Consider the following 12566-nt stretch of genomic DNA (forward strand, 5'->3'; position numbering starts at 1 on the left):
TCGGATGCAGTGAACCTCAACGGCAGTTGATTGCAGTTGTGTGAGGGGTCGGTGAGCGTTCCCGAGGGGTGTGGCATACCGCAGTGAGTACGGATGCGATAGAAAGGGCAGGTCAGAAGCCGCCTGAAGGAATCGGTGTGGGTTATGACCTGCCTGGTTGTCGTGCTCAATGATTCTAAGCGTACTTTCAGATTCAAAATAACCATATCTGCGCTTAAAGGTAAAAAGTTATCAAATCTTAATATTTGCCCGCTTTATGCAGGTTATAAAACGTACCAATGTGTTCCGGATAACCGCATTGAAATGTGCTGATTTCCTGCGGAAAATCAAGGATTTTCCAACCTGTTCTTCTTGTGAGTAAATCATAAATTGGAGTTGTTGCACCCAGTGTGCAAGTAGTATCTCAACCTCTTCAGGTTGTCCAAACACCTATCAAAAAAACCTCAATATGAGCCCCCAAACAACCCGTAGCCGTAACGCGCCCACCGCAACGCCCACACATGGCATGAAGCAGGTGCACCCTATGGGACAATAGCGCTGTGACTACCACCGACTATGCGCAGCTCAAAGCAGCTCGCGAACTGCTCACTCGAATCCCCCTCCCGCTCGACGTAGAAGCCGGCGAAACCCCCGGCACCCCCTATACCGTCACCCACGACGGCACCGCCGAGCACGGTACCGCCTCCGCGCGCACCCTGCTCGCCGCTATGGCACGCCAACTCGACGATTACATCCTGCCCCGCAGCGCCAGCGTCGACAACCCCCTCACCATCGTGGTCGGAGGCTCCACCGGCGCCGGCAAATCCACCCTCGTCAACACCCTGCTCGGCGAACCGCTCACCCAGTCCGGTGCGATTCGACCCACCACCCGCCATCCCGTACTCCTGCACCGCGCAGAAGACGAAGCGGCGCTGTCGCCAGAACGCTTCCTGCCCACCCTGCCGCGCACCCGTACCTCCGGAATGAACGCCGGATCGCAGGCACTACCCGGCCTCGACCCGAAGATTGCGCGCGCCCTCATTCCTATTACTACCTCGGCGCTACCGCAGGGCATCGCGCTCATTGACGCGCCCGATATCGACTCCGTCTCTGAGGAAAACCGCACCCTCGCCAAGGAGCTGCTCTCCGCCGCAGACCTGTGGCTCTTCGTCACCACCGCCAACCGCTACGCCGACGCCGTGCCCTGGGAACTGCTCCACGAAGCAGCCGCACGCTCCATCGCCATCGCCGTGGTACTCAACCGCGTGCCCGAAGGCGACGAAGAAGCCATCGAAAACGACCTGCGACGCATGCTCGACGAGGCCGGAATCCATGCCGTGCTGATTCACACCGTCACCGAACAGCCGCGCGACGAAAGCGGCATGCTCGCCCCCGTCAGCCTCGCCCCGCTGACCCTGTGGATCCGTGAACTCGGCGCCGACGCACCCGCCCGCGCCGCCATCGCCCGGCAGACTCTCGCCGGTGCCGTCGAAACCCTCGCCGGTAACCTGCAGGTGCTCGCCGCGGAACAGGCACGCCAGCAGGCGGCACACCAGTCGCTTGCCACTATCGCCGCCGAAGAATACGAGGACGCGCTGACCACCATCGACGGCGCCCTCTCCGACGGCTCCCTGCTGCGCGGCGAAGTGCTCTCGCGCTGGCACGACTTCGTGGGAACCGGCGACTTCTTCCGCTCCCTCGACAGCACCATCGGTCGCCTGCGCGACCGCGTCGGCTCCGCACTGCGCGGCCAGCCCGCCGCCGCCCAGAAGGTAGAAGACGCCCTTGAAAGCGGTATCCACGCCGTCGTGCTGGATGCGGCCGCCCGCGCCTCCGAAAACACCCGCACCCGCTGGCGTGCCAGCCGCGCCGGACGCTCCCTGCTGGCGCGCCTTGATGCGCCGCAGGCTGTTTCTGTTGCGCCGCAGACTGCCTCCGTCGCGCTCGAACAGAACGCAGGCGCAAGCGGTGAGGCGAAGGGCAACGAAGCGAAGGGCGAAGTGCAGTCCGCCGAGGACATCTTCTCCGCAGCCGTTGCCGAACAGATTCGCCTCTGGCAGGGCTCCGTCCTCGAAATGATCCGCGAAGAAGGCGCCGACAAGCGCAAACGCGCCCGATTTCTCTCCCTGGGTGTGAACGCCACCGCCGTGATGCTCATGGTCGCCGCGTTCAGCCTCACCGGCGGCATCACCGGTATTGAGGCGGGTATCGCCGGCGGTAGCGGCGTGGTCGGCACCAAGCTGCTCGAGTCCATCTTCGGTGAAGACGCGGTGCGCCGCATGGCAACCCGCGCCCGCACCGACCTGCTCGAACGCATGTCGGGGCTGCTCACCGAGCACGCTCAGCCCTTCACCGCCGTACTGGAAGAAACCGACCCGCAGGCTGACGCCGCGGACATTCACCGCGCCGCCGAGCAGGTGCAGAACATCGCCGCAGAAATGAGCGCGCAGAGTCAAACCACACAGCGTCAAACCACACAGCGCCAAGCCGCAGCCCACACTAACGGCACGGTTGCCCGCTAAACCACTCCGGACAGGCACCCCGCACCACAGACGAAGAAATAACGCACTATGACTACCCCCGAGAATAAACTCGAGAACACCGAGCGCAATACTAATGGGCGCAACACCGAGCGAGGCGCCAACCCCGCCGTGGCGACCTCGCCCTTCGCGCGCTCCGTCGCATCCCTGAAGGACGCCATCAGCTACGGCGAAGGACGAGTCCCCGAAACCGTGCTGCTCGACGCCGCCGAAACCCTCGAACGCCTCAGCCAGCGCCGTGAACTCTCCACCGAACACACCGTCATCGGCTTCTTCGGCGCGACCGGTAGCGGCAAATCCACGCTATTCAACGCCATCGCCGGGCAGAACATTGCCCTCTCCGCGCCCACACGCCCGACCACCTCCACCGTGCAGGCGGCAATCTGGGAAGCCGAAGGCAGCGAAGAGCTACTTGACTGGCTCGGCATTGACAAGCGCGTTTACCCGCAAACCCGGGCGCTCGCCGCCGAAGGAGAAGCAACCGATGGTAACGGGGCTGGCGGGGGAGTAGCGGCACCCAACGCCGTGACCGAACCCGCACCCGGACTCTTCAACCGCATCCGCCGAGCCGTCGGCGGACGCGGCGAAATGCGCACCCGAACCGGCGGTCTGATCCTGCTGGACATGCCCGACTTCGACTCGGTCACCACCACCAACCGCGACCTCGCCGCCCGCATGATGCGCTACGTAGACGTGCTCGTCTGGGTCGTCGACCCCCAAAAGTACGCCGACGCCGTCATCCACCGCGACTTCATGGTGCCGCTCGCCGCTTCCGGCGCGCAGGCGCTCTGCGTGCTCAACCAGGCGGATAAGCTCGCACCCGCCGAGGTGCCCGCCGTGCTCGCCTCCCTCACCCGCCTGCTCCAGGCTGAGGGCACCGAGGCGCACCTGCTCGCCCCGCCCCTCGCCGTGTCCGCACGAACTGGCGAAGGAGTCGACGCGCTCCGCGACATGCTCGCGCAGGTAGCCGCCGCCAAGAACCTGTCCCTGCAACGAACCGACGCCCAGCTGCACGCCACCGCCTCCCAGCTACGCACCTACGCCGGGGGAGAGGGCGCCGTGCTCGCCGGAGCCTACGCCCTCGAAGCGGAACAGAAGCTCGTGAAGGCATGCTACGCCTCCAGCCATGCCGAGCAGGTTCTGGAGGCGGCAACCGCCTCCTACCGCCGTGCGGCGGGACAGCGCACCGGCTGGATCCTCACCCGCTGGATGAGCCGCCTGAAGGCCGACCCCCTGCGCCGCCTGCACCTGGGACAGCAGGACGAAACGAAGAGCACCTCTAAGGCTGAGAAGTCCGCGGGAATGCTCGGCTCCGATAGCGAGAATGCACCCGAGCTGGTGGCATCTTCCCTGCCTCCGCTGAGCGCCGCACAGAAGGCGGGTATGGCAAACGCCGTGCGCCAGTACAGCAAACAGATGGCGAACCGCATCGACGAACCCTGGAAACGCAGTATGAAAGAAGCCGCGCTCTCCCGCGAGGCGGAGCTACCCGACCTGCTCGAACGCGATATGGTGCGCATCGACTACGGTCTGGGCCGCACCCGCGCCCCCTGGGTCATCTTCAACGCCCTACAGTGGATTGCGCTACTCAGCGCCCTGGTGGGTGTCGCCTGGCTGACCCTCATCTCCGGCATGGCGTACCTGCAGATTCAACTGCCGCCCGCCCCGACACCCGAAGGCTCCCCGGTGCCCCTGCCGACCCTGCTTCTGCTGCTGGGTATCCTGCTTGGTATTGCCTCGGCGGGTGTGGGCAGGCTGCTTACCGCCATGGGCTCACGCTACTACGCACGTAAGCTGCGGGGTCGCCTGCAGACCGGCGTGGAGAAGGCAGTGCAGTCCTGCGTGGTCGCCCCGGTACAGCAGGAAGCAAAGCGCCTCAACGCCTACCGCAAGGCGCTGGACATTTAGCGGCGTATCATCCGAGAAGCCGCATCAGGACAAGCTGCATCAAACTAAGAGCGCACAAAAGAATCCCTCCCCACCTCAATCGAGGTGGGGAGGGATTCTTCCATTAAATCTATACGCTACTGAAGCTTAGTCCTCTTCAGTACTCTCACCGCAGGGAGCCTGCTGAGACGCCGCAAGCTCACGCAGACCGTCCGTAATCGCCTGGGCAGCCTTAACGACCAGCTCGGGGTAGTTGCGGTTCGGCTGGCGGGTCATGCGGTCAATCGGGCCTGAGATAGACACCGCCGCAATCACCTTGCCGCCGGGCGCACGCACCGGAGCAGAAACCGAGGCGGTACCGCGCTCGCGCTCACCCACGGACTGCGCCCAACCGATGCGGCGCACAGCCGCGAGCATGGCGGCGCTGAAGTGCGCATCGCGCAGGCCTTCAACAATACGGTTCTGGTCTTCCCAAGCCAGCAGAACCTGGGCGGCGGAACCAGCCTGCATGGACAGCTGGGTACCGACCGGGATGGATTCGTGCATGCCGGAGGGGCGTGCCGCGGTTGCCGCGCATACACGCCAGTCGCCCTGGCGGCGGTACAGCTGGGTGGACTCGTCAGCTTCGAGGCTGAGCTTCTGCAGAATCGGGTCTGCCACGGTGATGAGCTCATCGGAAATGGTGGCGGACGCGAGTTCGGTCAGGCGGGGTCCGAGCATGAAGCGTCCCTGCACGTCGCGGGCTACGAGACGGTGGTGAGCCAGCGCCACGGCGAGGCGGTGTGCGGTGGGGCGTGCCAGACCGGTTGCCTTGACGAGGTCGCCCAGGGATACGGGGCCTGCCTCGAGGCAGTCAAGAATGAGGGTTGCCTTGTCGAGCACGCCAACGCCGGAGGAGCCGTGGGAGTGTACCTCTACCATCTGCTCGTCGGGGGCCATGTGTTCGGGCGGCTTGACGGGATCAACGATCGGTGCGTTGTGGTGTGTGGATGCGTTGGGGTGACGCATTCCGTGTGCGTTAAAACGTGAGGCGGAAGGAGTCATTCTTATATTCTATCTCAGAATATGAAAGATACCCCGGACTTCATGGACTCTTTGGGGTGCAGAGCTGAAGATGGAATCACCCCCTACGGGATAAATTATGAACTTTTCATAATAAGTGTTTGTGTGGGTTTATGGGTGAAAATATGCGAAAAGACGCAGAAAAATGCGAATAATCCCGCAAAATTACCCTGGAGTCATAGAGTAAACCCACATAAAAACACTTGCTAGTTCGGGGTGTTTCTGAGTCGTCTCACAGGCTAAGAATCCGTGAAAAAATATGCGACACGCCGCAGGGAAATACCGATTTGAGGGTCCCATCGGGTACATAATCCGCCCCTCAACTCCGCAAACTTGCGGCACGCACCACACCGAACGCATCCACCGTAGGAACGCATCAAGCAGGAGAAAGCATGACTAGCGAACAGAACGCAACCACCGCGGGCACCCGTCCGCGCACCCTGGCAGAAAAAGTCTGGGACGCACACGTCGTCGTCCCCGGTGAAAACGGCAAGCCCGACCTGCTCTACATCGACCTGCAGCTACTGCACGAAGTGACCTCCCCCCAGGCATTTGAAGGCCTGCGCATCGAGAACCGCCCCCTGCGCCGCCTCGACCTGACCATCGCCACCGAGGATCACAACACCCCCACCGACAACATCTTCGGCACCATCGCCGACCTGACCAGCCGCACCCAGATCGAGACCCTGCGCCGCAACGCCAAGGAATTCGGCGTGCGCATCCACTCCCTCGGTGACGAGGAACAGGGCATCGTGCACGTGGTCGGCCCGCAGCTGGGTCTGACCATGCCCGGCATGACCATCGTCTGCGGCGACTCCCACACCTCCACCCACGGTGCGTTCGGCGCTCTCGCGTTCGGTATCGGCACCTCCGAGGTGGAGCACGTCATGGCGACCCAGACCCTGCCGCTGGCACGCTTCAAGACCATGGCAATCAACGTTGAAGGCACCCTCAAGCCCGGCGTGACCGCTAAGGACATCATCCTCGCCGTCATCGCGCAGATTGGCACCGGTGGCGGTCAGGGCTACGTGCTCGAGTATCGCGGCTCCGCAATCCGCTCCCTCTCCATGGAGGGCCGCATGACCATGTGCAACATGTCCATTGAGGCGGGCGCACGCGCCGGCATGGTTGCTCCCGACGAGACCACTTTCGAGTACATCAAGGGCCGCCAGCACGCACCCAAGGGCGAAGAGTGGGACAAGGCAGTCGAGTACTGGAAGAGCCTGCCCACCGACGAAGGCGCCGTCTTCGACAAGGAGATCTTCATCAACGCTGACGAGCTCGAGCCCTTCGTCACCTGGGGCACTAACCCCGGTCAGGGTATTCCGCTGAGCCACGCCGTTCCCTCCCCGGACGATTTCGAGGATGAGAACGACAAGGTCGCGGCAGAGCGCGCCCTCGAATACATGGGCCTGGAGGCGGGCACCCCCATGAAGGAAATCCCCGTGGACGTCGTCTTCCTGGGCTCCTGCACCAACTCCCGCATCGAGGACCTGCGCGCCGCAGCAGACATCGTGCGCGGCCGCACCATCGCCGAGAACGTACGCATGATGGTCGTGCCCGGCTCCCAGAAGGTCCGCGCACAGGCAGAAGCAGAAGGCCTGGACAAGGTCTTCAAGGACTTCGGTGCTGACTGGCGCTTCGCCGGATGCTCCATGTGCCTGGGTATGAACCCCGACCAGCTGGCACCCGGTGAGCGTTGCGCCTCCACCTCGAACCGTAACTTTGAGGGTCGCCAGGGTAAGGGTGGCCGCACCCACCTGGTCTCCCCGGTGGTTGCTGCCGCAACCGCTGTGCGTGGTACCCTGTCCGCCCCGTCCGACGTCGTGGCCTAGCACGCCGCTGTAGCTAAGGAGCCATTATGGAACCCATTATCAAGCACACCGGCATTGGCGTGCCGCTGCGTTCTTCGAATGTTGACACCGACCAGATCATTCCCGCGGTCTACCTCAAGCGAGTGACCAAGACCGGCTTTGATGATGCCCTCTTCGCCAACTGGCGTAAGGATCCCGAGTTCATCCTGAACCAGGAGCCCTACAAGCACGGTAGCGTGCTGGTTGCGGGCCCGGACTTCGGTACCGGTTCTTCCCGTGAGCACGCGGTGTGGGCGCTGCGCGACTACGGTTTCAAGGTCGTTATCTCCGCTCGTTTTGCTGATATTTTCCGCGGCAACTCGGGTAAGCAGGGCCTGGTCACCGCGCAGGTCGCACAGGACGACATTGAGCTGATTTGGAAGGCGCTGGAGCACGAGCCCGGCACCGAAATCACCGTTGACCTGGAGTCCAAGACCGTGACCGTGGGTGCGCTGGTTGTTCCCTTCGAGATTGACGACTACGTGCGCTGGCGCCTCATGGAGGGCCTGGACGACATCGGTCTGACCCTGCAGAACCTCGAGGCTATTGAGGCGTACGAGGCGAAGCGCCCCTCCTGGATGCCCCGCACTCAGGAACTCTAAGCCGTAGATCTATGAAGCTCGGGGCGGTGACTATATGAGTCGCTGCCCCGAGCTTTTCTGCATCCTGAGCTTTTCTGTACCTAAAACCTTGGCACGCATATAAAATACGCCTCCCCGGAGCATCAGCTTCCGGGGAGGCGCATTTATTGACGACCTAGAGCTTAGGCACCCTCAGTGATGGGGGTGTTCAGGGTTGCGTTCTCGGTGCAGCTATACAGCGTTGCAGAACCGGGGGAGCGCACGCCCGCGGTCGGGTTTGCGTTCTGTGCGGTGGCAAGAGCGAAGTCAGAAACCACCTCGTGGTTAATGTAGCTGCCGCCTGCGCCGCCGCCGCTGCTCAGGGCGCTGAGCGAGTAGATGTTGCCTTCGTCTTCGAACTGCACCTGACGGCCGAAAACGCCTTCGTAGTATGAGCCAACGGTCCAGATGTTCAAGCCTGCGCCACCGCCGCCGTAGCCGGCGCCACCACCGGATGCTACGGAAGAGAGGGAGAGCTTGCCGTGGGTTCGGGAAAGCAGCGCGCCGGAGCCACCCTTACCGCGGTAAGAGCCGGTTGCGTTCGCACCGCCGGTGCCCTTCTCTCCTTCACGCACGGAGTCGCCCTCGTAAAGGTAGTAGCGCGGGAAGCTGTACGATTCGAACCAGGAGGTAGACATGGGCTGGAGCTTCAGCTCGTTATTCTCGTCGAGAACGCCGACCAGCGCCTCACCGAGGGTACCCGCCACTCCGGAGCGGCCAGCGGTACCGCCGGTGACCATGAAGCGCATGTCCAGGGTCTTATCGTCCTCCTCAAGAGGCTTGAACTCCTGGTAGGGGCTTGCCATGAGCATGCCACCCTGACCGGTGTTGTCGGTGCCCAGGTCGCCGCCTGCGCTACCGCCTGCGGTGGTGGATGCGTCACGGCCGTCCAGTGCCACGCGCAGTGCCGGGTTTAGCTGGTCCTTGGGCTGCGCGTCAAAGATGCGCTGGTGGGTGGTGAGGGTGCCTAGCTGTGCGCCGCCGCCGCCAGCGCCTGCAACGGCTACGACGGTGACTGCGCCGTCGCGGACGAGCTCGACCGCGGAGGAGCCGCCGCCGGACGCGCCGTACACGTAGCCGCTATCGGTGTCCACTACCTGCGCTGCGCCGGTTGCGGTGCTGGAGCCGGTGGAGTCGCCGCCTGCTGCGTAGCCTTCGCCACCGAGTGCGGGCTGTGCGCCGGCTGCGGAGCCGACGCCGCCGTTACCCGCCCAGACGCGCAGGATGTCGCCGGACTTGACCGCAAGAACGCCGCTGAGCTGTGCACCGGCACCGCCGCCAGACAGGGCCGCGTTCGTGACATCGGTCAGGTATTGGGGAGTGAAGGAGGTTGCGGCACCGCCGGCACCTCCCACGAGGTCGAATCGTACTCGTCCAACGCCTTCAGGGACGAGCCATTCGGTGTATGCGCCTGCCTTGTCGTCGTAGCCGGTTACAGTCGGCTTGAGGGTGAGGGCGGGGGAGCAGGTGGGCTCGCCGCTTGCCGCCCATGCGGGGATGGTTGCGCTGGCGAGGATAACGGGGGCGCTCCATGCCGCGCCCTGTACGAGGCGACGGCGCGAAATGCGTGATGCAGTGTTGTGATGTGTCATATTTGGGGTCCTCCGGTAATTCGCGGATGCAGCCGCGAAGTAACCTGTGGTTGGTTGCGATGCGCCGTGGTTTTCGGTTGACTTTCGAATATTTACGGTAATGTTGAAGTGAATTTTTGAAGTTGAAGTGAATCAGGAAGCCGAACCGTTTTAGTTGGGCGTCATCGCAAGGTTGTATGCAGTGTTTGCACGCCCGTTCCCTGCCGTGAGGCTCCGTACTGCGTGGAGCAACGGCAACGCCGGCGCCGATGCCGCAGTTGAGAGCTGGTTGGCTTCTCCTTGAGAGTGGAGGCGCCGTTCAGTGGGCACGAGTGTGCACGTTATTGTAGGGGTGAGGTTGCTCTCAAGTTCAAATTCGTGCGCCAAAAAGACGAAACTAACGTCAAATTTCGGTGAAGAACTAGAAAATGTTTGCATTAGTGTGAATATTTGTGTATCTTTTTGTTTTTTCCGGCTCTGAATCTGAGGGTTCAGACCGGTTTTTCACATACGCATCAGATCAAAATCCTAGTCGCGAGTTCCAAAGGTTCTTCAGTGTTTGGAGCACCTTTACGCAGGGCTTAGAATAATGATGAATATATGCGCCCGTTTCGCCCTGCTACCGGCAGGGGCGCGGCACGACAGAACGCGGCGTATCGGCACACTGTTAAAGTTCGGCGTAAACCAGCCGACTCCACAAAGGATTTTTAATGACTGAGAACATCAGCAAGCTTCGCATTGAAGGTGGCACTCCGCTCGTTGGTGAGGTTCACGTTCGAGGCGCCAAGAACCTGGTGCCCAAGGCTATGGTCGCAGCACTGCACGGTTCGACTCCCTCGACCCTGCGTAACGTTCCCGACCTGAGCGATGTTGAAATCGTTACCACCCTCGTGGAGCTGCACGGTGCGAAGGTTGACTACGACCGTGAAGCCGGTGTTCTCACCCTCAACCCCGCGCAGGATGCAACCACCGCTGCAAAGAACGCAGAGGAGATTCAGCTCTTCGGTGGTAACTCTCGCATCCCGATTCTGATGGTGGGCCCGCTGCTGCACACTCTCGGTACCGCGCGCATCCCCAACCTGGGTGGCTGCAAGATCGGTGACCGACCCATTGACTACCACATGTCTGCACTGCGCAAGTTCGGTGCGGTCGTTGAGAAGGACGACGAAACCGGCACCACCCTGATCGTTCCCGAAGAGGGCCTGAAGGGTGCAGAGATTGTGCTGAACTACCCCTCCGTGGGTGCTACCGAGCAGGTTCTGCTCACCGGTGTGCGCGCTAAGGGTAAGACCATCCTGCGTAACGCTGCGATTGAGCCCGAGATTATTGACCTCATCGCCGTACTGCAGAAGATGGGCGCGATTATCTTCATCAACGAAGATCGCACCATCGTCATTGAGGGCGTGGATGAGCTGACCGGCTACGATCACGCGTCCCTGCCCGACCGTAACGAGTCCGCTTCCTGGGCTTCTGCGGCTCTGGCTACCGGCGGCGACATTTTCGTTCGCGGTGCAGCTCAGAAGGATATGACTGCGTTCCTGAACCAGTTCCGCAAGATGGGCGGCCTGTACGAGGTGACCGCCGAGGGTATTCGCTTCACCCACCCGGCTCAGCGCACCCCCGGTGCAGAGCTGAAGCCCATCGTCTTTGAGACCAACGTGCACCCCGGCTTCATGACCGACTGGCAGCAGCCCCTCGTGGTGGCGCTGACCCAGGCTAAGGGCGCGTCCATCGTGCACGAGACCGTGTACGAGGAGCGTTTCGGCTTCACCAACGCCCTGAAGCAGATGGGCGCAGATATCGTTGTTATGCGCGATTGCGTGGGCGGCGCACCCTGCCGTTTTGAGGGTAAGGGCTACGGCCACTCCGCTATTATTTCTGGCCCCACCCCGCTGACCGGCGCTGATATTGAGGTTCCGGATCTGCGCGGCGGCTTCTCCCACATCATTGCTGCGCTGGCTGCTAAGGGCACCTCTCACGTGAGCGGTGTTGAGCTGATTGCTCGCGGCTACGAGAACTTCGAGGAGAAGCTCAAGGGCCTGGGCGCCAACTTTGAGGTGCTGGCACGCAAGGCGTCGAAGGCTCCCAAGCCCGATGCAGCAATCGTCGTTGTTGAGCCCGAGGAAGTTGAGGTTCAGGGTTAATGAGCGGACAGCAGGGAAAGCAAGCGCTGCCGGAGATTGAGCCCACCGCTTACGGTGACGCTCTGTACAAGGTGCTCGGTAACGCTGCGCGCGGGCTGTACAAGCTCATCGCGCGCGTTGAGATTACCGGCCGTGAGAACCTGCCCTCCAGCGGCGGGTACATTATCGTGGCTAACCACACCACCGAGCTTGACCCGGTGACCGTGGCTTTCCCTGCTTTCGTTGAGGGCGCCCTGCCGCGCTTCTTGGCGAAGGATTCGCTGTTCCGTGCTCCCGTGCTCGGCTACATTATGCGCAAGCTCGCGCATATTCCTGTGGTTCGCGGTTCGGTGGATGCGCGTAAGTCCCTGATTACTGCCCGCAAGATTGTTGAGGCTGGCGGTGCCGTCGTGATTTTCCCGGAGGGCACCACTACCCACGATCCGCAGCTGTGGCCCATGCAGGCGCGTACCGGTGCGGCTCGTCTGGCTCTTGCGACTGGTGCACCCGTCTACCCGGTGGCGCACTGGGGTGACGAGCAGATTCTCGGTTACGTGGATGAGGCTAGCGAGGACGGCCGCATCAAGGAGAAGCGTAAGATTTCGCTGTTCCCGCGCAAGACCGTGCGAGTGCAGGTTGGTAAGGCGCTGGATATCGCCCCCCTCGTTGATGACGCCAGCCCCGAAGCTAAGCACACCCGCACCGAACTGGGCGTGGTCACCGACGCCATGCTGGACGCTATTACCGCCGAGCTGGAGAAGATCCGCGGCGAGAAGGCTCCTGAGGGTCGTTGGAACCCCCGCACGAAGCGTCGTGAAGCCCCCGGTACCCCCTCGGGTCCGGTTGGTGGCGCGCTCGGCGAACCGGACGAAAAGTAGCATCCCAGCTGGGAAAAATCGTAGAGGCCCTGACAGGAGCCGCGGCTATTTGC

General features: G+C 62.4%; 8 protein-coding genes. 6 read left to right on the top strand and 2 right to left on the bottom strand.

Annotation, left to right across the window (positions count from 1 at the left end; translation table 11 throughout):
- The first annotated feature begins 539 nt into the window (after positions 1-539).
- Entirely contained in the window at positions 540-2501 is a 1962-nt protein-coding gene (locus HMPREF2999_RS05915; protein WP_070676715.1) for a dynamin family protein, read from the top strand.
- A gap of 48 nt (positions 2502-2549) precedes the next feature.
- Positions 2550-4427, top strand: a complete 1878-nt coding sequence (locus tag HMPREF2999_RS05920; RefSeq protein WP_070676713.1) for a GTPase — start codon at positions 2550-2552, stop codon at positions 4425-4427.
- 126 nt (positions 4428-4553) lie between these two features.
- Here the strand turns inward: HMPREF2999_RS05920 and HMPREF2999_RS05925 are convergent, their stop codons facing one another.
- Complete coding sequence (locus tag HMPREF2999_RS05925) at positions 4554-5450, bottom strand: IclR family transcriptional regulator (protein ID WP_371325960.1); 897 nt, start codon at positions 5448-5450, stop codon at positions 4554-4556.
- 410 nt (positions 5451-5860) lie between these two features.
- On the opposite strand from HMPREF2999_RS05925, the gene leuC reads away from it, so the two are divergent.
- Positions 5861-7303 (top strand): 3-isopropylmalate dehydratase large subunit, encoded by a 1443-nt coding sequence (gene leuC / locus HMPREF2999_RS05930; RefSeq protein ID WP_070676709.1) that lies wholly within the window; start codon positions 5861-5863, stop codon positions 7301-7303.
- A gap of 26 nt (positions 7304-7329) precedes the next feature.
- Complete coding sequence (gene leuD, locus HMPREF2999_RS05935) at positions 7330-7923, top strand: 3-isopropylmalate dehydratase small subunit (RefSeq protein ID WP_005505627.1); 594 nt, start codon at positions 7330-7332, stop codon at positions 7921-7923.
- A 161-nt stretch (positions 7924-8084) separates the two neighbouring features.
- On the opposite strand, the gene HMPREF2999_RS05940 is transcribed toward leuD, so the two are convergent.
- Complete coding sequence (locus HMPREF2999_RS05940; protein WP_070676707.1) at positions 8085-9533, bottom strand: transcriptional initiation protein Tat; 1449 nt, start codon at positions 9531-9533, stop codon at positions 8085-8087.
- 689 nt (positions 9534-10222) lie between these two features.
- Between HMPREF2999_RS05940 and murA the strand changes: the two genes are divergently transcribed.
- Positions 10223-11656 carry a UDP-N-acetylglucosamine 1-carboxyvinyltransferase gene (murA, locus tag HMPREF2999_RS05945; protein WP_070676705.1) on the top strand — a complete coding sequence of 478 codons (1434 nt, stop codon included), beginning with the start codon at positions 10223-10225 and terminating at the stop codon, positions 11654-11656.
- Positions 11656-12513 (top strand): lysophospholipid acyltransferase family protein, encoded by an 858-nt coding sequence (locus HMPREF2999_RS05950; RefSeq protein WP_070676703.1) that lies wholly within the window; start codon positions 11656-11658, stop codon positions 12511-12513. Before murA ends, HMPREF2999_RS05950 begins: the two co-directional genes overlap by 1 nt.
- Positions 12514-12566 lie beyond the last annotated feature (53 nt).

It is taken from the genome of Rothia sp. HMSC066H02 (assembly GCF_001814995.1).
Taxonomy (GTDB): Bacteria; Actinomycetota; Actinomycetes; order Actinomycetales; family Micrococcaceae; genus Rothia; species Rothia mucilaginosa.

Excerpts from the sequence above, each read along its gene's own strand:
- HMPREF2999_RS05950 (WP_070676703.1), top strand. The coding sequence starts at position 11,656 with ATGAGCGGACAGCAGGGAAAGCAAGCGCTGCCGGAGATTGAGCCCACC.
- murA (WP_070676705.1), top strand. The coding sequence starts at position 10,223 with ATGACTGAGAACATCAGCAAGCTTCGCATTGAAGGTGGCACTCCGCTC.
- HMPREF2999_RS05920 (WP_070676713.1), top strand. The coding sequence starts at position 2,550 with ATGACTACCCCCGAGAATAAACTCGAGAACACCGAGCGCAATACTAAT.
- HMPREF2999_RS05940 (WP_070676707.1), bottom strand. The coding sequence starts at position 9,533 with ATGACACATCACAACACTGCATCACGCATTTCGCGCCGTCGCCTCGTA.
- leuD (WP_005505627.1), top strand. The coding sequence starts at position 7,330 with ATGGAACCCATTATCAAGCACACCGGCATTGGCGTGCCGCTGCGTTCT.
- HMPREF2999_RS05925 (WP_371325960.1), bottom strand. The coding sequence starts at position 5,450 with ATGACTCCTTCCGCCTCACGTTTTAACGCACACGGAATGCGTCACCCC.
- leuC (WP_070676709.1), top strand. The coding sequence starts at position 5,861 with ATGACTAGCGAACAGAACGCAACCACCGCGGGCACCCGTCCGCGCACC.